Here is a 23,412-nt window from a genome sequence, read left to right on the forward strand (position 1 = left end):
TTATTGACCCCATTGGCCTTTTATTTGATTATACCATTGACTAACACTTTGTTTGGCATTATTAAAATTATTTATTGTATCCTGTACCTTATTGCGCAAATTATCACTAAATTTCTGAGTCCAGTTAGGATTTGAATGATGTTGTTTTTGCTCCTGTACCATTTTAGCCGCATCTTTAACTTGAAATTCGGTATTCTTCGTTGCTGGTAAAATATTAGTCATCTCGTTTTTAAACAGTGGCGCTACGCCTTGTTCGCTACCTTCTTGTAAGAAGTGTTGGCGATCAGTTTGATCAAATCCTACCCAAGTAGCCACGACAATATCAGGGGTATAACCAACAATCCATTGATCCTTAGTCCCATTGCCATAATCTTGTGGTACTTCAGTTGAACCCGTTTTACCAGCAATTTGATAACCAGCTGGTTTAGCTGCGACCCCTGTGCCCTGATCAAAAACATTTAACATCAAACTGGTTAATGTTTGCGCCGTTTTTTTACTCATAATTGGTTTCGGAGCTGCTTGCTCATTTTGACCAACCACTGCCCCAGTAGCATCTACAATCTTCGTAATAAAATGCGTACTAGCTAATTTTCCGTCATTGGCAAATGCTGTATAAGCGCGAGCCATTTGATATGGTGTGACTCCTGTTTGTAAGCCGCCTAAAGCTAACGCCAAGTTTTGATCACTCTTAGCCACTTTAATGCCAAAGTTTTCTACCGACTGGACTCCTTTTTTAACGCCAATTTTATCTAATAAAGCAACGGCCGGCACATTCTCACTATTACTCAAAGCTTGATATAACGGTAATTCATTGGTATAAGAGCCATCGGCATTCGTCGGTGTATAATGATTTTGCCCAAAACTAGTTACTTGATTGGGTAATGGCGAATCAATTTTATAACCGGATTCAATCGCTGGTGTATAAACAGCTAACGGTTTGATCGTTGAACCTGGTTGCCGTTTCATTTGGGTTGCTCGATTTAACTCCCGAAACACATGTTGGCCGCGACCACCAACCACAGCACTAACTCCACCAGTTTTCGGATCTAAAGCAATCGAAGCTCCTTGCGCCAAAGTTTGATCACCAGCACTTTGGGGAAAGAGATTATCGTTATCAAAGCTTGCCTGCATTTTTTGCTGCACTGTTTGATCTAAACTAGTATAAATAGTGTAACCCTTATTCAGAATTTGATCTTCACTTAAATGATAGCGACTTTCAGCTTCCGAAATCACCGCATCAAAATATGAAGGATAGCGATAACCACTCTGTTTTTGGTAACCATCATCTAAATTTAAAGCCGAGTGTTGATTGGTTTTTGCCGCTTTCTTTGTCAAAGTCTTATTGGTAACCATCAAATTCAAAATTAAATTGCGCCGAGCTCTAGAATTATCGGGATGTCGATAGGGATCATAAAAACTCGGATTACGTAACATCGCTGCTAGTGTAGCGGCTTGCGCCGGTGTTAAATCAGCCGCGTTTTGGGCAAAATATTTTTTCGAAGCATCTTCAACGCCCCACACACCATTACCAAAATAAGCATTATTCAAATACATGGATAATATATCTTGCTTACTATACACTCGATTAATTTCTACAGCCAAGAAAAATTCTTCCGCTTTGCGGGTTAAAGTTTGCTTTTGCGTTAATAAAGCATTTTTTGCCAATTGTTGGGTTAAAGTACTACCACCACCAACAATTTGGTGATGTAATAATAATCCCAGCGCCGAACGAGCATATCCTTTTATACTAAAACCATGATTTGTCCAGAAAGTCCGGTCTTCCGTCGCAATTACTGCATTTTGCATATTTTTCGAAATGCGATTTAAACTCACATAGGTTCCTTTTTGCGAATACAAAGAACCGGCTTTTTGATTATCAACATCCATAATTTTAGTCGTCGTTTGTAAAGAAGCTTTTAAATGACTAACATTAGCAGTTTTAGCTTTAAATGTTAAAATGGTACTAAAAACTAAGAAAAGCGTCATGATAATTAAAATTAACCAGCGGATTAAATGGAATCGTTTAATCAAATAATGGCAGCTTTGTACAATTTTAGTCAAGCACCGTTTAAAAAAAGCTGGCCAATCAAATTGCTCATTATGTTTCATAATTTAATATCCCTCAAAAAATAATTTTTCAATCTGGAGTAAACTATTGATTCTTGAACGTCATTTAATTTTACAACATGCACCCAAAACTTTCACGGTTCGCCAATTACTAAAGCAATGGTACTTGCCAAGAAAATGGCAACATGAATTGCGGGTCAACCGTTCACTATTTATTAACCGTCATTATCGTTCTTTCAATCAATTGGTTCAGAATGGCGAACAAATTGATTTAGCTTTTAACACTGATATTAAACCCCAACAATACCGACCAACCCCCTTAAATAACTGTCCCATTATTTATCAAGATCATGATTTAGTCGTCGTTAATAAACCCGCGGGCATGAAAACTCATCCTAATCAACCATTGGAAACTCAAACCTTATTTAATCATTTGACCGCTACTTTGCCAAGGCAGCCTTTAATGCTTCATCGTTTAGATATGTTAACCAGTGGTTTAATTATGATCGGTCAAAATCCACTAGTTGTTCCCATTATTGAACGGCAATTAGCTTTAAAACAACTGCAAAGAATTTACGTAGCAGTCACATCCTATCATCCCCAACTACCAAATTCTGGGGTCATTAATGCTGCGATTGGTCGTGATCCATCAGATCAGCGCAAACGCCGAATTGATCCTCATGGTCAATCTGCCACTACTCAATACCAAATTTTACAGCATAACCATCACTGGGCGCTAGTCCAATTGAAATTACAAACTGGGCGGACTCACCAAATACGCGTTCATTTAAAAGCATTAGGTATGCCGATTTTAGGCGATCCATTATACGGCAATGTTTCCGCTTCACGCTTATATTTACATGCGTATCAATTAACCTATCAAATACCGTTTGACTGGCAATTTAAAACTATCACCACCCAGATTCCGCCCAATTTTTTAACTCTAACGCAATAATTATTTTTAAAATAAAAAAACCTTGGCAAGCTATTATCTTATTTCTTCAAGTAAAACTGAACAAATAGTATTTGCCAAAGATTTTTTCGTAATTATTAATTAAATTCTACATCTCATCGGGAGCTTGAACACCTAATAAATCTAATGCGGCTGCCAAAACCGTTGCTACTGCTTGTACCAAGTTTAATCGTGCTTGCAACTGGTCATCATCCACCAACACTTTAGTATGTGCGTAATAATGATTGAAGGATTTAGCCAATTTCAAAGCGTACTTGGCAATCACTGAGGGTTCTTTTTGTTGAGCGGCTTGTTGAATAACTTGAGGGAAATTAGCTAGGTCAATTACAATTTCCCAAGCTTCATCACTTAAAGTATCTTTGGTTAAAGTCACGGCTGGGCTTTGATGATGAGCTTTCCGTAAAATACTCATAGCTCGAGCATGTGTATATTGAACATACGGTCCCGTTTCGCCTTCAAAACGCACTACTTCATCCAATTGAAAATCAAAGTTATCGGTTCGATTATTCTTCAAATCATGAAAAATCACCGCGCCCACACCAACTTCATGCGCAACTTGGTCTTTATTAGCCAAAGTTGGATTTTTTGCAGCAATTTGTTCTTGTGCTAATTGAACTGAATCGTGCAAAACATCTTCTAATAAAATAACGCGGCCTGCCCGGGTAGACAATTTTTTACCACCTGAAGTAATCAAACCAAATTTAATATGTTCAATATCTTGCGCCCAATTATAACCTAATTTAGCTAAAACTGCTTTTAGTTGTTCAAAATGAACACTTTGTTCGCTACCAACAACATAAAAAGCCTTATCGAAATCATAAGTCCGTTTCCGATATAGAGCAGCGGCTAAATCACGAGTAATATACAAAGTAGCACCATCGGATTTTTTAATCATGGCTGGTGGTAGTTGTTCACCTAAGTCAACTATTTCGGCACCTTGACTAGTCTCCAATAGATTTTTTTGTTCTAATTGATCAACGATTTCGTCCATCTTATCATTATAAAAGGCTTCCCCTTTATAAGAATCAAAACTAATACCTAATTCATCATAAACTTTAGTAAAAGCTTTTAAAGACTCTTCACGGAACCACTGCCATAAATGTGTAGCTTCTGGATCACCATTTTCTAACTTTTTAAACCATTCACGGGCTTCATCATCCAATTCAGGATGCTCTTGATCTAATTTATGAAACTTCACATAGTATTTTTGTAAATTAGTAATCGGATCTGTTTTAACTTCAGCTTCTGAGCCCCATTTTTTATAGGCTACCATTAACTTACCAAATTGCGTCCCCCAATCACCCAAGTGATTAATTTTAACAGGTTGATAGCCTAATTTAGCTAAAATTTTGGCTAAAGAATTACCAATCACAGTTGAACGTAGATGCCCCATCGACATTGGCTTGGCAATATTGGGTGAGGACATATCAATCACTATTTTTCGTTTGTTACCTTGCGTAGTAGCACCATAATCTACCTGTTGTTTCAACACTTCATTGATCGTAGTAGTCGCCAAATCAGCGCGTTGTAAGAAAAAGTTGATGTAAGGACCTTTAGCTTCTACCTTGGCAAACGGAGTTGCATCCAATTTTTTAACTAAGTCTTGAGCAATCATGACTGGCGCTTGATGCAATTGTTTAGCTAATTGAAAAGTTGGAAAAGCAAAATCACCCATTTGTAAATTCTTAGGAACTTCAATTAATTGCAAAATTTGTTCATCGGTTAAATCAGTTGTCGTTAAAACTGGTTTTAAAGTTTGTTGGACACTGATTTTAGCTTGCTGTAAATTCATCTTGACCTCCATGTATAAAAAAATCTCTTCCATAAATTTATGAAAGAGACGAGTTAACCCGCGGTACCACTCTAATTGATTAGTAATCCACTTAAAAATATTTATTTGTTACAAAGACACGACAGCATTTATTTGTAGCCTATTCACACTAACAAGACCTCACTGAAACAAATTTATTATACTTTAATTCTCTGCAAAGGTTATTGTAAAAGATTTAAATTCAATTTTCAAGCAATAATTTTACTAGTAGTTCCAAGGGCTTTTAAAATTTAACGACTTAACTGTGTAATTGCTTCTTGAATCGTTTTGCCTTGTCCACTTACATTTCTGTTTGGATCAACGGCAATGAACGTTTGTGAAGCAGTATCAAGTTGAATACGTAATTTATTCATGTTCATTACCTCCTTGAAGATGATTGAAGATATTTTACTTATATCTACCAATCATGTCAAGGAAAAAATACGAATAAATTACAAATACTTTGCCTATCGGCTATTCAGTCACAACTTGAGCTAAGGCTTCCAAACTATCAGCTACTTCATGCCAATTATTTTCAAATTCACCATAAGCTGTATGAATCAGGGTATTGACTGGTAAAGCTGGACATTCATTTTCCCCGTTAGTCCCCCAATTTTGCCAACCAGAATTAGGACGTTGGACAATTTGGAAAGCGCCAGACGCATTAGCCGTTTGCCAGACCATTGCTTGATGAGTTTTAGTATTAATTTCCGCTGATTTCGTAGCCGGACCAGCAAAAATAGTTTGATCGGCTACTTTGCTGACATCAACTGGCTCAGCTGAATACTTCCATGGACGTTGATTAGTCTCTGCTTCAACAAAAGCTTTGGCGCGAACATCGGATAACTGTTGTTCATCTTCTACCCGAGCCAAAGCATTTTCCCAGACAGAAAATAGTCGCCAGTATAAATCCCAATGCGCTGAAGCCATATCCCCGGTTAACAATGAACGGAACTTTTCAAAAGCTGCTCCACGTTCTTGCCCATCATTAATTAAAGTCTGTACTTTACTTGCTAGATCATTAGCGTAAGGATCACCTTCGCGATACCAAACACCAGCATCAGAAATAAAGCGATCAAAGACTTGATGACCAATACCACTCTCAAATTCATCACCAACTGTAATTTTGTCCGTAATCGAACGCTGATTAACCGTTGTTTGAAAATGATCTACGTGATAAGTCCGAGAGAAAAATGGTGCTTGATAATAAAATGACCAATCTAAGCTAAAATGCTTGCCGTATAATTCTGGCTTTAGACCATCTGGGATGCGGCCTGATAAACGATACTTTTTCAAAATTGGTCCATCTTCTAATGGTTGAATATCAACAATTAAATGTTCAGCCGGATTAATTAAGCCATTATCTGGTGTGAAAAATGGTCCATAAAAACCACCCATTGCATTATTTCCAGATGGTAATAAATCCATGTCTTCTTTAATAGACTTAAAGTGACGTAAACCCCATTTTGAAGAGCCCTCACCTTGAGCGTTACCACGACATAATTCTAAATCAAAGACTCCTGTATTCAAATGAACATAAGCATCTTTTTCCTGTTTTGTAGCAATTTCCTTAATACCAGTAACATCTTTTGCGGCCACTTCATGATCAAAAGTTAAAATTACATCACCTTGATCAAAAGAAATAATCGCGATAAATTTGTTGGGATCACTATTTTTTAATCGTTGACAAATAACAACTTGATGATTTTGATCATAAGCAACCCACAAATCTCCCTTAACTGCTGGATTAACATTAAAGGTAACTGGAACGTTAATCTTAATTTTATTAGTTGGATCACTAATCTTAATTGCTTCCATTGATTTTCCTCCCAAAAAGAATGCGATTACATTATTATGATAAATACTTTTTTATAAAGCCGTAATAAACGTAATTAAACCAAAAATAACGCCCACTCCATTGCACAACGCTAATGGAATATCGCGGTCTTTTTTGCACAAAGCATAAATAACCCACAATAAGGTATTAAAAGCGGTTGCTAAAGGTTGTACTGGGCTACCTTTCACGCCGTGTAAATTATTCATAATTTGTGGAATATACGCCACATACATAATAATCGCTGTGATTGATGCTACCCAGCCTAAAATGGTAATAAATTTGTCAAATTTCAAATTTACATCTCCTCAAGTTTAGCAATTTTAAATTATATTAATTGCTACTCATTTCAAACAATTTGACCATTTAATGATAGTCCTGTTAACGCTAATTAGCAAATAAGTTAAAAATTATAGTTGAATATATTTAAGAATTTTTTGTAGTATTTTTCCTAGTATTGCTAAATCTTTAAGGGTACAAAAATCTAATACTATTCAAACTTGATAACTAGTCTTTTACCCATGGCATGCGCTACTGTAGCTAATTTATCAAAGGTTACATTATCACCACGTTCTATACGCGCTATGGTTGGTTGTGGTACACCAGCACGTTCAGCAAGATCAGCTTGTGTTAATCCTGCTGCTTCACGAGCTTTATATAAAGCTATCGCACTGGCAGACCGTTCTTTTTCCAAACGATAAGCTTCTGCAAATTCTGGATCTTTTAATTCTTCTTTTACGATATCGTTAATTTTCATTGTTAGACTCAAATTCCCTTCTTAAAGATATTGCATGATTAATTTCTGATTTTGGTGTTTTAGCTGATTTTTTGGTAAATCCATGAGTAATTACATACCTAGATCCATGAACGTGAAAATATAATACTCGTTGAATATTGGTAGATACTTTACTACGGATTTCATACAGATTTTTTTCACCTTGTATCTTTTTAACCCAATTAAGACGTTGGGCAATTAGTAAGCCTTGATCCTGTGTATCAGTTATAACTCGCAAAATTTTAGCACGATCGGATACAGGCAGATTTTTCAACCATTCCTCAAATTCATCATGCCCATTTTGCCGTCTATATGACTCAAATACTGGTTTTTCCATACTTTTATTATATCATTAATATTTTTATTTTACTATATATAATATTTATTAATTAAAGGTAAATTCTGGAATTAAATGTTTCTACATTGGATTAAATTTTGAGGCTTTTCTATTGCTAAATCTTTAAGGGTACAAAAACCTAGGTAACGATTATTATTTTCAACGAAAGGTTTTTCTATTGCTAAATCTTTAAGGGTACAAAAACCTATGAATATAAATAGTATTAATATTATCAGTTTTTCTATTGCTAAATCTTTAAGGGTACAAAAACCTATGAATATAAATAGTATTAATATTATCAGTTTTTCTATTGCTAAATCTTTAAGGGTACAAAAACCTACTAAAAAGTAAGGTAATAAAATGATAAAGTTTTTCTATTGCTAAATCTTTAAGGGTACAAAAACTCAAGTTCGCTCAATTTTTGACCATTTTTAGTTTTTCTATTGCTAAATCTTTAAGGGTACAAAAACTGTTTTCTTCATTTCGCAAAAAAGGAAATTGTTTTTCTATTGCTAAATCTTTAAGGGTACAAAAACTTGCATCAACGCCCACCTCCTTTAATGTTTGTTTTTCTATTGCTAAATCTTTAAGGGTACAAAAACACCACTAAATTATAGGTAGCCCCAGATGGGGTTTTTCTATTGCTAAATCTTTAAGGGTACAAAAACTACAAACCCAACGGCAAGGATACAGAAATGGTTTTTCTATTGCTAAATCTTTAAGGGTACAAAAACAAGGACATGTAATCCTCGCTAACCCACTCAGTTTTTCTATTGCTAAATCTTTAAGGGTACAAAAACTTCTTAAGCATCAAATGATACCAAAGCGAGGTTTTTCTATTGCTAAATCTTTAAGGGTACAAAAACTGAAGGATCCATGTCCATTGGATATAAATCGTTTTTCTATTGCTAAATCTTTAAGGGTACAAAAACTCAATGACTGCATCATTTTTATCTTGAATTGTTTTTCTATTGCTAAATCTTTAAGGGTACAAAAACCCAACTTTGGCTTCATAATCACCGGTGGCAGTTTTTCTATTGCTAAATCTTTAAGGGTACAAAAACATATGAAAAAATCGCACTCTACAAATAGTTGTTTTTCTATTGCTAAATCTTTAAGGGTACAAAAACCTATTAACTATCTTAACGGCTATGGTCCGAGTTTTTCTATTGCTAAATCTTTAAGGGTACAAAAACCTATTTCGATTAGATCTTACTAGTGGATTAGTTTTTCTATTGCTAAATCTTTAAGGGTACAAAAACGCATTTATATTCTTGTTTTGCTGATAATTAGTTTTTCTATTGCTAAATCTTTAAGGGTACAAAAACCTCAAAATGAAAAAAATTATTCATTTTTCAAAAACGAGGTTTCTGCACTGGTTAATAAATAGTTCTTGAAATCAAATGAAGTCTCATAATTCAACAACTTATTTATTATCTTTAATAATATCATATCTTTTGGTGGTAACGCTACCTTTTGATAACTACCAACTAGTGGAAGCAACCGTTCTAATGATTTTAAAATTTGTTCTTGCGTTAAATTCATTGAATTAGGATAATGGTTACTTAAAGTTCTTTGAAGCACATCAAATGGTGGTAATTGTTCACAATGGGAACTTACCAGAATGATTTTTGAAATATCATCAGTATCTAATGTTACTCCCGTTAGGTTATTAGAAATATAAATAATTTTCAAATTAATTTGTACCGCAATTTTCTTTAAATTAGTTAATAGCTCATTGATTTTATTATTAGACAAGTAACTTGGTAAATTATAAAGAATTAACCATAAACCATCTGCCGTTTGCTTAGCTGTAATTTGAATCAAATTAACATATTCATCTACCAAATCATCCGTGGTCATTAATTCCAAGGGTGTCATTTGTCCTGATTCTTGATACCCTAATACTAGATTTTGTTTCAATAATTGAAGATAGTTAATATCTTGTAAATCAACTATTAAACTGTCGGCAAACTGATTAACGTAATCCTGCAACAGAAAAGACAATTGATAAACTTCGTTATTGATTTGTTCAATACGTTGAGCTACTGGTATTTCATTTTCTTTCTGATTTAAGTAATCGAAGAGTAGCGAAGATTTTTGATATACTACCTGTTGGTAAATAGATTCACGACTGTTAAGAAAATAAAAATGATTGTGTTTCTTGGAAAGAGAATTATCATCAATCATTAGTTCAATCCCATTATCGCCATAAATATTAGTTGCAGTAATATCCAATTTTTGCTGATAGTAATAAAAACTACGAAAAATTTGCCATAATAGTTTTTGATTGGGACCAACAAAATATAAGATTTGATCCAAGTCAGCCTCAATATATCGCTGATCAAAGTATTCAATTTTTAAATTCATATTTGCACCAACTTTTTACTACCAACTAAAGCTTCTTGGTTACTACGGCTACCGACGAGAATTTTCATATCATCAAATTGTTTTTCACTAACCGCTAATAGACGAACTTCACCACTACTAGGCAAAAAAGTTTTAATCGCATGCTCATATTTTTTACTAGCTGCTCGATTAGGTAGCGTTCGATAATAAATTGAGTATTGTAACATCGTAAAACCACTGCGAATTAATTCTTTGCGAAAAATTCGATATTGTCGCTTATCATTGGTAGTTTCCATTGGCAAATCAAACATACATAGTAAACGCATATTTTGATATTTCACCTTATTCTGCTTTCTAAAGTGTATATAATTGTAAATAATTATTAGATTTTATTCACTACACTTTTATCACGTCGTCAACATCGGTATTCCGATATTCTCATGAAGAGAGTAATCACATTGACCAACTCTTACGTTTGTTACCCGTATAAAGCCCTACGGGGGATCTTTTTAGTTATACTATATTAAGTTTTGAACTGCATTTTCATCTCTATCTAAGATAACACCACAGTTATAACAATAATATTTTTGATGATTATGATGAATACTATCTCCCCACAGAGTCTGTTTCCCACAATAATCATTTTTAGACTTGATATATCCGCACTCAGAACACCTTTGAGTACTGGGGTAAAAGGAGTCTACCATAACTAATTTACGTTGATTCCAAATACATTTATACTGTATTGTTTGTTTGAAGTAGCCAAACATACTCCGATGAATATTTTTACTTAAATGCTTATTCATCTTCATACCGGCAACATTTAAGCCTTCGATATGAATTTCTGAATATTTTTGCACCAAATTAGTAGTGAATTTTTGAACAATATCATGTTAAAGATTCTGGACTTTCTCATAACACCTCTGAAGCTTGGCTTTCATCTTCTGATATCTCTGAGAATATCGATACTGCTTGTTCTTGTTACGCTTATTTGCCAAAGAACGTTGATAATAATTAATCTTCGAATACAACTTAATCAATGAATTAGGTAATGTTAAGACTGCACCATCATTGTAATTAAAATGTTTAATATTAACATCTACACCACATATCTCTTGCTTTTGAGGCTTAGTCAATTCCTGCGTGATATCTAACGTAATAGAAGCATAATACTTGTTGCCCTTTTTACTGACGGTTACCAGCTTAACATCTCCCGCAAATCTTAAAGTCTCTGCCAATTTAATTGGATACCATGTGGCTTGATCTTTACCACGTGGCTTATCAAGGATTAATTTATTGTCTTTAATCTTAGCGCGATCAGTTGTAAAACTTTGCTTGTCAGAACGCTTCGACTTAAAGCGCGGTTTCCCAGTCTTATTATTAATATGATGAAAGAAGTTACTCCATGCCTTATCTAAGTTCTTCATACCAAACAGTAATATTCTGGATGAATAACTATACTCCCAGTCTGACTTGTCATTATAGAGATACTTCTTTACAGAATAAAAACTTGGTTTCAACTTTTTATCGTCTGTAATCTTACTCATATCATACATATCACTCCACACTGCTAGACCTTTATTATAACAATATCGACTATAATCACATGATTCATCAATTACTTTCTTCATATGACTATTTGGGTATAATCGTGTCTTATGCGTCTTTATTGTCATTTACTAGACCCTTCTTATACTTTCGTAAACCAGATGACCGACAAGAAAAGACATGAATAATGTTGAGTAAATCCTCGGTTTGTTCTTGCTTAGAACTGAGCTGCTTATTAGTAACTACAAAAACGCTTAAACCAATCAAAACCAAATCGAATAAAACGATCTGGATATGCTATATAAATAGACTTAATTTGTTTATCCATCACTTGGTCTAACGGTTGATTCCATTTCTTGCGTTGATAATTTAAGCCAGAAACGATATCGGTAATTACCTCATCAACAACAATTCCTTTAGCATTTACATAGTTTTGTAAAAACGCTACCTGATTATGCAAATTATCTTTTTGATTACTAGTAGAAACTCGGGGCATAAATAACACTCTTTACTATAAATGTATATAGATTATTTAACTGTTACTTTCTCCTATAAAATCTTGTAAATTAATTTTCAATAATACTTGCGGATCATTACCATTAATAGCAGCAATAAAAGATTGAACAAATTCTTGTATAACATGATCCATCGACATTTTCTTATGACCAATTTTCATATCTTGATTCATAAAATCAATTAATTTCATTCGCGCTTCATAACTCAAATAATCTTCCCTATTTAAAACTTGTTGATCAATCCAATAATCCATTAAAGGACGAAAAGGTTCCATCAAATCATCAGCCAAATTAAAGCTATTATATTCATTACGATGAAAAATTCCTAACATGGAGTTTAAGCCATCAGCTACCACACAACGAGCTACGGCAGATCTAATAATAGCGTAACCAAAATTCATTGCATAGTTTGCCAAAACATCTGCATCGCGAGTAAATGAATTCCCAAAAAGTGAATCAAAATAAACTTTGGCCAAATGTCCTTCACGATTTGTTAAATCACCATCGGTCAATTCTTCAATTAATTGCTCCATTATTTCTAAACGGTCTTGTTCAACCCCCTTATATCGGGCAAACTCAACTTGATTCAGCATCTTTTGTGCAATCACTTGTTTCCACATAATTGCCTTTTGCCTCTTTGTCCATTGTGCTTGTTCAATAACTCGTTTTGCAGAATGATGATATTGACCATATGGCAGATACAAACCAACTGGCAAATACCTATCATCGCAAATAATTAGCCCAATATTATTATGACTAATTGACACTAAGAGTTTAGTTGTGATTGTCGTTCTATTGCCTTCCAAAATAATCATATTAATATCAGACAGTGGAATATAAACCCTTTTGGATAATTTAATAATTTCAATATTGTCTAACCTAAGCTTTAATAATTCACCTTCTTTTATGTGAACAATCCGCCAACCCATCAATATCACTTCCTTCTTTGATTAATTTTTATTAATATTAATCTCATAATAATATTTATAGTCAATTATTGCAACTATAAATATTATTAAAATACAATTTTATGTACAAAAAAAGACCGTCAAAGACGGTCAATAAATTCGGGATTAACCCTTATTTTTGTAGATCCTTAAAGATTTAGCAATAGAAAAACTTTAAGTGTAGTAAGGCGTCCCTTACATCCATAATATTAACACCAATCTTAAAATTAATCAAGAATATTCTGTGGTTCCAATCCTTCTTGTTCAATATAATAAGGATTGCCTAAAATATCAGTATTAACTTTCCAAATTTTACAATTTGCTGGTACCAAATTTTTAATAACTTGCTTACCTTTAACACTACCGTAAATAGGAATTTTTTCCAAATAGTTTTCATATGAATCTAGTGGTTTTAATTCAGCATAATTTGGATTGTTCCCGGTTCGCGACCAAAATAGCATTTCAACTTGCTCTTTCGTTTTTAAATTTTGGACTTTAATCCGGTTTTTACGATACAAAGAAAATATAAACTTGGCCTCATCACTTACTTGTTCACGTTCTTTGATTTCATTATATTTTTTTCTAGTAATTCCTCGTACGCCATGAATTTCTGACAAATCTGAATGCTTGATTCCCATAATTTGATATTCACCAGTTTGCTCATCTAAATAAACATCAGTCCGCCAAGGTTTTAAAGATTGTAAAATAACTTTTTTATTCTTAGCATTTTTAGGAGTAATCTCAACTTTTGAACCCATTTTCTTATCATAATACTTAAGTTGCTTAATAATTGGTCCATTATTCTTTTTGGAATACTTTTTTAAATAGCCATGATCTTGACGATACAATTCAAATGGACTAATTTTTTTGAGCTTGATTTTACCAGCTTTATTAACTTCTTCAATTTGATCAGGATATTCTTGCATGACTTTTTCCAATAAGGAAAAACTTTTCGGATCCATTTTAGCCATCAAAAATTGAGTTGGATCTTTGTCGTATTTTTTTTTGAATTTAGCATAATCTTTAGCATCATAGATATTTTTAATTTTCGAAATCACATAGTCTGCGGGCTGTTTATCATTTGCCAACTGACCTTTACGAACAGAATAAAGCGTATCATTACTGATTTTACGATTCATTTTTTTATCAATTTGATGAGAAAACTTCACTCGCGGTTCAATGTCTCGTAATTCAGCAACTAGGTTAATATCGGCTAAATCTAATAATCCCTGATTAAAATCTTTATCGTCTAAAATTTCACCAGTTTTAATATCAATCGTCTGCTCAGATACTTTCACAGGAAAAATAGTTCCACCAGTCTTTTTCCAGAGTTTCAAGAATGGTGTAGCAGCAATAATTGTAGCATCCACAGCATGATGATGATAAGTATCACGCGATTTATCTAAACGCCAATGCTTACGCATATTGGAAGTGAATTTACCCCGAATAACCGTCACTTTTGTTGAATCATCTTTTTCTTTGAAAAATTCTTTCAAACTATTTAAAACTACTCGTGAAGAATATCTAGTATCAACTAAATTGCGACTAATGAAACGTTTACGAACTTCAATATCGGCTAAATTACCGTCAAATAAATAATTATCACGTTTAACCTTAGAAATTTTCTTATTATTCAAGATCTGTGCTTGCAGTCTCGCCCAATTTTGTTGATTCAAATATTCATAAGGCGTGCGTTTACCCTTTTTCTGATTTTCTGATTTAAAACATAATGTCTTATTATTTAAACTATCATCAAAAGATACCGCCTGGGGAATAATATGATCAATTTCAAATTTTTCAGGATGGTGTAATAATTCGTATGCATCAATGACTTGACCACTATATAAGCTATGGCGCTCTTGTTCATCCCATAAACGAATCATCGTGTACAATTTACCACCATGTTTTTGCAAACCATCATCAACTGCTTGTTTACTACCAACAGCCATTACAAATTCCTTCATCGCTTGATCTTTGATTTTTTTATTTTCTTTTTTTAACTGATCAAGATACTTTTTCATATCCTTTTCGTTTTTATCACGGGGCATTTCAACCACAATATAGTTCAAATGTCCGTACTTATTTCGAATTGCGTTAACAATTTTCAAAGCTTCACGAACAGATTTAGCCGCAACTGGATTATAGATATCCTCTGTAATTTGACGAAAAGGTAGATTTTTATTTTGTGAAAAATCCCACCCCAGTTTAACACCAGGATAATTTTTATGAATCCAAGTCATTTGTTCAATGGGTTGCTTTTTTAAATCAGGAATCATTTTATTCATTGTTTTCAAGGAAAAACGATGCCATTTATTATTAGTTTTAATTTCAAAAGCTGCTTTATTATCAATAATAGTTTGAATTAATTGATCATCTAAAAAAGAAAATTCAGGTTGCAATTTTTGTAATTGACGACGAATTTCACCATTTTCAGTGTTTAAAGTCATCACAACGCTTAAGCGATCAATAAAATCAATACTCCAATTATTAATCTCAATATCTTGTTTTAAAAAGGCTTTGCGCATCTTGCGATAAATAGCTAAAGAATGAATTTCTGGTTTATCCTTCTCATCAGTGCGATAACCCCGAATTTCATCATCATCACAGTGCGCAACTTTTTTAATCAATTTGATCATTGAAGGGTTACCTTTAACGTGTCTTAATTGATCAATAATTTCTAACTTGGCTGCTTCCGGTAATTTACCATCTTCGTAACTAGTAACGGTTAAATTGTTCAGATCATTCAACAAGTTAAATAATTGGGCTGTATAAGAAGCCGCAGAAGCTCTTACTTCGTTATTAAATTTATCATGACCAATTAGTTCCTCAAACAAATTATCTAAAGTCCGACCATCTGTCTTATAAATACCATAATCAGTTCGTGACTTCTCACTACCTGGTCCCTGATAATAGCCACGTTTACGTTGTAATATTGCACAATACTGCTGTTCAAATTCAGTAGTCATAATTTCTGGGTAAAATTTTCGTTGTGTGGCAATGATAGTCTGTGCTTCTTTAACAAAAGCGCTGGTCGGAAAAACATTTAACAGTGTTTGTTTATTTTCAATATCCTGGACTTGAGCGCGGACTTGTCCTAGTTTTTGCAAGCGCTGTAATTGAATCTGTGCTGGCGTTAATTGCTCAAGGTCTGCTTCGTTAATGTCTAAACTTTTGGTATAGTCACTTTCACTTTTTAAATCCTCTAATGAAAAACTGATTCCGCGACGTTTAGCCAACTGATATAAAGCATTAGCTAAATCAACTTTTGATAACTGTTGCGTTAAACCCTTAACTCGTAATTCGTAAGGATTAATATTTTGTTGCAAATTAATATAGTATGGTTGATCTTTTTGATGCTTTGGAATTAATTTATACTTCTCAAATAAATGCATTACGTCAATGCGTCTTTGCTTATTGCGACGTAATAAGCGCCGACTATGGCGGTGATCACGGCGAGTTTCATTTTCTTCAGAAATGCTAGCATTAAACAAGCGTGCTCCTAACTCTAAAACATGACCCGTTCGATAATCCAGTACACTATAGCCTACAGATGACACACCAATATCTAGACCCAAACTAATCGTATAGCTCATAACTTATCCTCCCCACCTATTCATAAAGTTATTTTAGCAAATAACTTAATCTTTTACTAAAATAATTTAAGATAATACAAAAAAAGAGCAGAATAATTGTTATTCCCAATCAGCTCATTATCTTTATTGAAAAAGTATAAGAAAATTATTTATTAAAAACTACCATTGTGAACTTCAGCCACACTATCAGCTAAAACAAATGCCTCATCATCCAATTCAAAAATCAAATCCAAGATAGTTCCATAATTTTGAGTGTCCGTAACTACCATTAACATTTCTTTTTTCTGGTTAGAATGACCGCCACGAACATCAAAAATTGTGCTACCCAAACCTAATTTTTGCTCCAATTTCATTTTAATAGCTTCTTGTTGCGTTTCACTCATTACATAGACAACCAACTTCTTATCCAAACCAGTTTGAATATAATTCATGACCATTGTCGAAATACCGACCGATAAAATAGCTAAGAAAAAATGTTCAAAGCCAGACACAACTATATTTCCCAGACAAACAATACCATCAATTACAAACAAGCTATTGGCATTACGAATCCGAAAATACTTATTTAAAATCATTGGTGGCACTGTCGTTCCACCAGCTGAGGAACCTAAACGATAAATAATTGATAAACCAAAACCAAACACAATACTACCGATAATATCTGACAACAATGAATTTTTAATAATCATCAAATTGGGCGTTAAAGCCAAAAAAATCGGCAAAACTAAACTACCAAAAGTAATTTTAACTGCGGTCAATTTATCTAAGAAAATCATCGTCAAAATCCACATAAAAACATTAAAAATTAAAAGTGTTATTGAAAGCGGGATTTGCCACAATTCTTTAACCAAAATTGCTATCCCAGTGGCACCACCAGCAGCAATTCTATGCGGGTCAAAAAACATTGAAACACTAATCGCAATTAATTCTAAACCAATTAAAACTCCTAGAATCCGTGAAATTTTTTTGAGATATTTATTTTTTCTAATAGTTATCATAATCTTATTATGCCTGAAAAAGAAAAAAATATCAAAAAAATCTTCAATTTAATTAAAATTGGTGTATAATTGTTTTTGTCTTGCGGATGTAGTTTAATGGTAAAACTTCAGCTTCCCAAGCTGGCGTCGCGAGTTCGATTCTCGTCATCCGCTTAATTGATAGTTATTAGAGCTGGAATCAATAATGATTTCAGTTTTTTTGTTCCCACGATTTCATAAATCGGGGTAATTCTTGAATTAATTGCGTAGGTAAAACTACATATCGCTCTTGCGCCAATTGTTTCGCTAAATAACTATGGGCAAAGACCGCTGCCAAAATTGTTGCTTGACTCCAACCAAATTGAGCAATAAATCCTGTTAAAATACCAGTTAAAGTATCACCCATTCCTCCGGTTGCCATAGCAGGAGTACCGAGAGTATTTTCAAAAACTTCTTTAGTATCACTAAAATAAATATGCGATGGTGCGCCTTTTAAAATTAAAGCGGAATTTTTGGCAGTCAATTGTTCTAATACCAATTGATTGTTAGCCGGATTTTGTTGCTGAACGGTTAATTGACTAATTGTTTGCCATTCTACTACATGTGGTGTTAAAACAACATTAGCCTGTATCCGTTTTAAATCTATCTGATATTTTTTAATTAGACCAAATGCGCTCGCATCCAAAATCAACGTTTGTTGATTGGTTAAAACTTTAATAACTTGTACTAACAAATTACCCGTTAAATCATTAACTTCTAAGCCCGGTCCAAAAGCTACAGCTGATACTTTAGTAATAAAATCCAAAATTTGATCAGTATTTTCCAGTTTTAAACTCATTGCTTCCGGCAAATTTGTTTTTAAACTAGTAAAATTAACCGGATCGGTTGCTAAAGTAACCAATCCAGCTCCTGAATAAACAGCCGCACAAGTTGCCATTAGTGCGGCTCCACCAAATTGTTGGCTACCAGCAATCAATAAAACTTTACCAAATGTTCCCTTGTAAGAATTAACTGGTCGACTTTTAATGACCTTTTGTAAAATATCAGTTGTTATTTTTTTCATTTTTTATCAGATCCCTAGTTACTTTATTGACTAAATTTGTTATAATTATTGTTTGTAAAGCCGTTGTGGCGGAATTGGCAGACGCGCAGCGTTCAGGTCGCTGTATGGATTTCCATGTGCAGGTTCGACTCCTGTCAACGGCATAAAATCAGTTGATATATCAACGTTTTATAAGTATTTGTTTACTATATGTTCACCAAAAACACAAATTAATTTTTCAATATCAGTCTAACAGTTTTGTTATAGAAGTAAAGATTATGTATTGCTCCCTAATGGGAGCTTTTTTCGATATTAAATTTTTCACTAAATATCGCGCTAAACATGCTTTCCATATTATTCCATTGCTAAATCTTTAAGGGTACAAAAACACCCGTCTATAAACGTCCCAACAGATTCTAGTTTTTCCATTGCTAAATCTTTAAGGGTACAAAAACTGATAGTAAGAATGTTTCTGGTCCTACAGAGTTTTTCCATTGCTAAATCTTTAAGGGTACAAAAACACAGATGGCGACCGTTTAAAGGGCAAGTATGTTTTTCCATTGCTAAATCTTTAAGGGTACAAAAACCATTATCAGACTGACCAGTTTGATTTTCAGGTTTTTCCATTGCTAAATCTTTAAGGGTACAAAAACGAATCCAATAACAACCATATATATGGAAATGTTTTTCCATTGCTAAATCTTTAAGGGTACAAAAACTTGCAAAAGATAAATATATTGGAAAACTCAGTTTTTCCATTGCTAAATCTTTAAGGGTACAAAAACCTCAAATCAATGGAAATCAAATCTAAATTGCAAAACATGTGAAATTTTTGATAATCAATTGAGCTATCCAATATTTAACTCTACAAATATATTAGTTGAAAATCAAATTTAAAACTAAAAAAATCGTGAAATTTTTTCAAATCATAGTCATTAATGATTAGAATTAAAAATTTCAACGATTTCAGTTATTCAAAAATCATCCTAATAATTTAACAATCGATAATACCGACGCGTTTCAGCACTGCGTCCAGTCTTAATCGAGTACATATTAAATAAAGTATCAAAGTAATGATTTAAAGCATATGGTTCAACAAAATCTCGCATTGATTGATCCAGTTCAGTCAAATTAAAGGCTTGCATATCAACAGTTAACAAATCATCAGTAAATTGATGAGCAAAATCAACCACTCTCAGATCATTTTCACGGTTAACACCACTATTAATAACTACATTGACATTTTGCTGATGATCAACAATTTCCATGGGACCGTGGAAAAACTCTCCAGAATGGACGGCTTGAGCTTTAATCCGTTGGATTTCTTCTAAGAGATAGTTGGCAAAGCAACAAACTTCTCCCCACATTAAACCAGATCCTACCCATAACTGATGAGCCGTCAAATCAGTATTATTAACTTTATCTAAAGCTTGAGGCATTAACGTTTCAATTCCTTGAACTAAATTAGTATCCAAATTTGCTAATTGATTTTGCAATTTCGTAGCGTTGGTAGCAGTAATTTTGCCAGACAAGCTTAAAATTAACCAACCTAGTTCAATTAAATTAGCGTCAGTATCAATGGACTTTAACCGCTCATCAATTAAATCAGCTTTTTCTAAAGGACTATCATCATCACCAATAAAACTAATAATAGTGCAATTTTTATCAGAACGAATTTTAGTTAGTGCTTGAATTAATTCATGAGTTGCACCCGTTTTGCTACCCGCAATAATTACAGTTTGTTCATCAATTATTGATAAATATTCAGACACTAATTCTTCTGGACTAACAATCAAAAATGGTACTTTCAATTGCTTGAACATTATTGGCCGTAAATCAACAAATTTAGTATAAGTGCCACCACAACCAGTAAAAATCATTTTATCCACTGATTTATTTTTTAATTTGTTGGCTACAGCACTAACATGCTCCAATTCATCAACGGCTGCTGCGTAATTAGCAGTAAAAGCTTGTTTATCAAAATACATTTTTAACTCTCCTAATTTTAAATTATGGTTTCAAAAATCCTAAAAAAGCACCAGCGACACTAATTACTAAAATCGCTAATAAAATCCACATCATCTTGACATGTTTCTTTTTTAACAACCAGGCAATAAAAAATGTGACTAATAAAGGCATCAGATCTGGCATAATCGAATTTAAGATTGATTGAATCGTTTCCGGGTGTTTGCCAGTACTAATGGCTACAGGAATTTTAATGACCACCATTGAAGCCACCATCGCTCCAATCACAGTATTACCCAAAATATTAATGGCATAAGTAATCATATTCATTAAACCACCGGCCATTTTATCAACAAAAGCACTACCTAATTGATAGCCCCACATTGTGCCATAATAGCGGACTAAAATATTCGGAATATTGTAAATTAAAATGAACAATAAAGGACCTAAAACGCTGCCTTTTTGCGCCAAAGAAATTCCAATTCCGCTAGCAATAATTCTTAAACTACCCCAAAAAACAGAATCACCAATCCCAGATAGTGGTCCCATCAATCCGGTTTTCATAGCATTGATAGCACTCGCATCAAATTCGGAATCATTGGCCTTTTTTTCTTCCATCGAAGCTAACACACCGGCAATAAATGGTGAAGTTGCGGAAGTACAATTAAAGAATTCCAAGTGTCGCTTTAAAGCCGTTGTCTTATCTTCAACTCGATCATATAATTTATCAACAATTCCTGCCATCGTATAAGCAAAGCCCATACTCATCATGCGTTCATAGTTAAATGAAGCTTCCATTGGCATACTACGCCAGAAAATGCCCCGTAAATCTTTTTTAGTTAATTTTTTTGTGTGTTGTGAATCAGAAGTCATCTTCTTGCACCTCCTGTGTGGTTGCTGTCGTTCCCGAATTTTTATGAATTTCACTCATAATTAAGTACATAATTCCAGCTAAAATTGCACCAATAATTGATGCTGCTACCATATCTAATTTTAAATAAGCGGCACAAACAAAACCCATGAAAAAGAAAGGAGCCACATTTTTGGAAAAAGACATATTGATCAGCATCGCAAAACCAACTGCTGGTAATATTTCTGTTGTAATGGTAATGCCATCAATTAAAGCTTGAGGAATAATTTGGACGAAGGATTTAACTAATCCACTACCTAAAGCAAAAGAAATCGTAGTCACTAACGTCATCATGATAATTCGCGTAAACGCGGCCCATAAATGCATGCGACTGGCGGCTTTAATTTTACCGGCATCACTTAATTTATCAGCCTTATGAGTCATCGCTGGAAAAATCACTACGTATAACAAATTTTTAACTAACAAACCTAACGTTGCGATCGGTAAAACTAAGGTTAAAGCAACACTAACCCCATAGCCATTTTTTAAAGCCAAAGCCGTTGCTAAAATGCCACCAATAATTTCATCAGGCGGAACTGTTGTCCCAATTCCCATCAGCCCCATAAATGCCAATTCTAAGGTAGCCCCCATCAGCAATCCTTGTTTAATATCACCAAATAAAACGCCAACTAAAAAACCGGTTACAATTGGTCGGCCAATAAAAGACGAGCCTAAAAAATCTTGCATATTAGCAATAAAAGAAATAATAAAAATTCCAATTACTTGTAATATCATTGTCATACTCCTTTATTTAGATTAAAGACGAGAATTTTGTATCGGGATCATTAGGTGCCTGCTTAACTAAAACTTCTACCCCTTGATTTTCTAATTCGGTTAACTGATCAATTTCTGTTGGAGTAACATAAACCGATTTAGCAATATTTTTACTATGTTCTTTTTTATCTGCTAATCCTAAATCAATTAATTTAATTGTCGGTGTCAAATTGGCTAATCGATATGCATCAGCAATTGTCTCTACAACAATAAACACCTTATACTTATCAGTTACGCCGCTATTAATTGCTTTAGCAGAATCTTCAATGGATTTAAAAATCAGTTTAGCATTCGCCGGTTTGGCCAACTGCAAGGCCTTCTTGCGAAAAGTATTTTGTGCTACATCATCATTAGCAATCAAAATTGCATTGGCCGATAAATTATTGGTCCAAGCAAAAGCCACTTGACCATGTAATAAACGGTAATCAATTCGAGTCATAACAATCATTTTATTTTTCTCCCTTAAAAATCTTCATCAACCATTTGGTCGGACAAATCAACTAATTGTAAGCCTTTTTGACCGATTTCAATTAATGACTGTAGTTCTTGAGTTACTTCTAATTGCGTTGGCGTGGTAACACTATTAACATAATTAACCAATTCCAAAACGAACGGTAAATTCATTCCAGCAACCAAAAAATAATTATGATGGTCGGCAACTAACTTAATCAATTCGTTGTTAACAGATCCCCCTAAGACATCAGTGACAAAAATAAGTTGTTCATTTTTGATAGATGCAATAGTTTGTTCTAATTGGTCTTTAAAACTAATTTCATCATTCACATAAGCTGTCACATAATGCAATTTTGTTTGCTGTCCCATAATCAAAGACGTTGTTTGATACATACCTTGAGATAAAGTTGAATGACTAGCTAAGACTACCTCCATTATTTTCACCTCCCTTGTCAAACTCCACAATTAAATTTAAGGCTCTTTTAAAGTCTAGGCAATATAAAAAGAGACCATTAACCAAAATAGTCTCTTTTTCAAAACCAA

General features: G+C 33.6%; 21 protein-coding genes, 2 tRNA genes, 1 pseudogene and 2 CRISPR repeat arrays. Of the genes and pseudogenes, 3 read left to right on the forward strand and 21 right to left on the reverse strand.

The window, feature by feature from the left end; genetic code table 11:
- A complete protein-coding gene (locus AC3B7A_RS02025; protein ID WP_489756089.1) occupies window positions 1–2,109 on the reverse strand; it encodes a transglycosylase domain-containing protein in 2,109 nt (702 codons plus the stop codon).
- Window positions 2,110–2,155: 46 nt separating this feature from the next.
- Between AC3B7A_RS02025 and AC3B7A_RS02030 the strand changes: the two genes are divergently transcribed.
- Window positions 2,156–3,022, forward strand: a complete 867-nt coding sequence (locus AC3B7A_RS02030; protein WP_489756090.1) for an RluA family pseudouridine synthase — start codon at window positions 2,156–2,158, stop codon at window positions 3,020–3,022.
- A gap of 106 nt (window positions 3,023–3,128) precedes the next feature.
- Here AC3B7A_RS02030 and argS read toward each other — a convergent pair whose 3' ends face one another.
- The 14 genes and pseudogenes from argS to AC3B7A_RS02100 all read right to left on the reverse strand — a co-directional run bounded on the left by argS (window position 3,129) and on the right by AC3B7A_RS02100 (window position 17,746).
- Window positions 3,129–4,832 (reverse strand): arginine--tRNA ligase, encoded by a 1,704-nt coding sequence (gene argS, locus AC3B7A_RS02035; RefSeq protein WP_489756091.1) that lies wholly within the window; start codon window positions 4,830–4,832, stop codon window positions 3,129–3,131.
- Between the two features lie 269 nt (window positions 4,833–5,101).
- Complete coding sequence (locus tag AC3B7A_RS02040; RefSeq protein WP_489756092.1) at window positions 5,102–5,224, reverse strand: hypothetical protein; 123 nt, start codon at window positions 5,222–5,224, stop codon at window positions 5,102–5,104.
- 100 nt (window positions 5,225–5,324) lie between these two features.
- Complete coding sequence (locus tag AC3B7A_RS02045; RefSeq protein ID WP_489756093.1) at window positions 5,325–6,668, reverse strand: hypothetical protein; 1,344 nt, start codon at window positions 6,666–6,668, stop codon at window positions 5,325–5,327.
- A 51-nt stretch (window positions 6,669–6,719) separates the two neighbouring features.
- Complete coding sequence (locus tag AC3B7A_RS02050; RefSeq protein ID WP_489756094.1) at window positions 6,720–6,980, reverse strand: SemiSWEET family transporter; 261 nt, start codon at window positions 6,978–6,980, stop codon at window positions 6,720–6,722.
- 194 nt (window positions 6,981–7,174) lie between these two features.
- Window positions 7,175–7,441 carry a helix-turn-helix domain-containing protein gene (locus AC3B7A_RS02055; RefSeq protein ID WP_489756522.1) on the reverse strand — a complete coding sequence of 89 codons (267 nt, stop codon included), beginning with the start codon at window positions 7,439–7,441 and terminating at the stop codon, window positions 7,175–7,177.
- Window positions 7,431–7,796, reverse strand: coding sequence for a type II toxin-antitoxin system RelE/ParE family toxin (locus AC3B7A_RS02060; protein ID WP_489756095.1), 366 nt, complete (start codon window positions 7,794–7,796; stop codon window positions 7,431–7,433). Before AC3B7A_RS02060 ends, AC3B7A_RS02055 begins: the two co-directional genes overlap by 11 nt.
- Window positions 7,797–7,899: 103 nt before the next feature.
- Window positions 7,900–9,124: a CRISPR direct-repeat array (repeat unit 36 nt; unit sequence GTTTTTCTATTGCTAAATCTTTAAGGGTACAAAAAC).
- A 16-nt stretch (window positions 9,125–9,140) separates the two neighbouring features.
- The gene (locus AC3B7A_RS02065) at window positions 9,141–10,166 is read right to left on the reverse strand and encodes a P-loop NTPase family protein (RefSeq protein WP_489756096.1); all 1,026 of its coding nucleotides are present in this window, start codon (window positions 10,164–10,166) and stop codon (window positions 9,141–9,143) included.
- The gene (gene cas2, locus AC3B7A_RS02070) at window positions 10,163–10,471 is read right to left on the reverse strand and encodes a CRISPR-associated endonuclease Cas2 (protein ID WP_489756523.1); all 309 of its coding nucleotides are present in this window, start codon (window positions 10,469–10,471) and stop codon (window positions 10,163–10,165) included. Before cas2 ends, AC3B7A_RS02065 begins: the two co-directional genes overlap by 4 nt.
- 192 nt (window positions 10,472–10,663) lie before the next feature.
- On the reverse strand, window positions 10,664–11,032 hold the full coding sequence (locus AC3B7A_RS02075; RefSeq protein ID WP_489756524.1) for a zinc ribbon domain-containing protein: 369 nt from the start codon (window positions 11,030–11,032) through the stop codon (window positions 10,664–10,666).
- 6 nt (window positions 11,033–11,038) lie between these two features.
- A complete protein-coding gene (locus AC3B7A_RS02080; protein WP_489756097.1) occupies window positions 11,039–11,821 on the reverse strand; it encodes an RNA-guided endonuclease InsQ/TnpB family protein in 783 nt (260 codons plus the stop codon).
- Window positions 11,802–12,183, reverse strand: a pseudogene (locus AC3B7A_RS02085) (IS607 family transposase); the annotation flags it as partial. The gene AC3B7A_RS02080 and the pseudogene AC3B7A_RS02085, both read right to left, overlap by 20 nt.
- A gap of 42 nt (window positions 12,184–12,225) precedes the next feature.
- Window positions 12,226–13,137, reverse strand: a complete 912-nt coding sequence (gene cas1 / locus AC3B7A_RS02090) for a type II CRISPR-associated endonuclease Cas1 (protein ID WP_489756098.1) — start codon at window positions 13,135–13,137, stop codon at window positions 12,226–12,228.
- Window positions 13,138–13,382: 245 nt separating this feature from the next.
- Window positions 13,383–16,748 carry a type II CRISPR RNA-guided endonuclease Cas9 gene (gene cas9, locus AC3B7A_RS02095; protein WP_489756099.1) on the reverse strand — a complete coding sequence of 1,122 codons (3,366 nt, stop codon included), beginning with the start codon at window positions 16,746–16,748 and terminating at the stop codon, window positions 13,383–13,385.
- A gap of 152 nt (window positions 16,749–16,900) precedes the next feature.
- Window positions 16,901–17,746, reverse strand: a complete 846-nt coding sequence (locus AC3B7A_RS02100; protein ID WP_489756100.1) for a YitT family protein — start codon at window positions 17,744–17,746, stop codon at window positions 16,901–16,903.
- Window positions 17,747–17,828: 82 nt separating this feature from the next.
- On the opposite strand from AC3B7A_RS02100, the gene AC3B7A_RS02105 reads away from it, so the two are divergent.
- A tRNA-Gly gene (locus tag AC3B7A_RS02105) sits at window positions 17,829–17,899 on the forward strand.
- A 37-nt stretch (window positions 17,900–17,936) separates the two neighbouring features.
- Here the strand turns inward: AC3B7A_RS02105 and AC3B7A_RS02110 are convergent.
- A complete protein-coding gene (locus AC3B7A_RS02110) occupies window positions 17,937–18,788 on the reverse strand; it encodes an NAD(P)H-hydrate dehydratase (RefSeq protein ID WP_489756101.1) in 852 nt (283 codons plus the stop codon).
- Between the two features lie 59 nt (window positions 18,789–18,847).
- Between AC3B7A_RS02110 and AC3B7A_RS02115 the strand changes: the two genes are divergently transcribed.
- Window positions 18,848–18,931 (forward strand) — tRNA-Leu (locus AC3B7A_RS02115).
- Window positions 18,932–19,120: 189 nt separating this feature from the next.
- Window positions 19,121–19,552: direct repeats of the CRISPR family, unit length 36 nt; unit sequence GTTTTTCCATTGCTAAATCTTTAAGGGTACAAAAAC.
- A 201-nt stretch (window positions 19,553–19,753) separates the two neighbouring features.
- On the opposite strand, the gene AC3B7A_RS02120 is transcribed toward AC3B7A_RS02115, so the two are convergent.
- From AC3B7A_RS02120 to AC3B7A_RS02140, 5 genes are read right to left on the reverse strand one after another with little or no spacing between them, the layout of a single operon-like run.
- Complete coding sequence (locus AC3B7A_RS02120; RefSeq protein WP_489756102.1) at window positions 19,754–20,755, reverse strand: SIS domain-containing protein; 1,002 nt, start codon at window positions 20,753–20,755, stop codon at window positions 19,754–19,756.
- A 22-nt stretch (window positions 20,756–20,777) separates the two neighbouring features.
- Window positions 20,778–21,605: a PTS system mannose/fructose/sorbose family transporter subunit IID gene (locus tag AC3B7A_RS02125; protein WP_489756103.1), complete on the reverse strand. Its 828-nt coding sequence runs from the start codon at window positions 21,603–21,605 to the stop codon at window positions 20,778–20,780.
- The gene (locus AC3B7A_RS02130; RefSeq protein ID WP_489756104.1) at window positions 21,595–22,377 is read right to left on the reverse strand and encodes a PTS mannose/fructose/sorbose/N-acetylgalactosamine transporter subunit IIC; all 783 of its coding nucleotides are present in this window, start codon (window positions 22,375–22,377) and stop codon (window positions 21,595–21,597) included. The genes AC3B7A_RS02125 and AC3B7A_RS02130 overlap by 11 nt, the downstream gene beginning before the upstream one ends.
- 16 nt (window positions 22,378–22,393) lie before the next feature.
- Window positions 22,394–22,864 (reverse strand): PTS sugar transporter subunit IIB, encoded by a 471-nt coding sequence (locus tag AC3B7A_RS02135; RefSeq protein WP_489756105.1) that lies wholly within the window; start codon window positions 22,862–22,864, stop codon window positions 22,394–22,396.
- Between the two features lie 14 nt (window positions 22,865–22,878).
- Window positions 22,879–23,304: a PTS sugar transporter subunit IIA gene (locus AC3B7A_RS02140; protein WP_489756106.1), complete on the reverse strand. Its 426-nt coding sequence runs from the start codon at window positions 23,302–23,304 to the stop codon at window positions 22,879–22,881.
- Window positions 23,305–23,412: the final 108 nt, after the last annotated feature.

This window comes from Bombilactobacillus sp. ESL1202 (assembly GCF_058107125.1).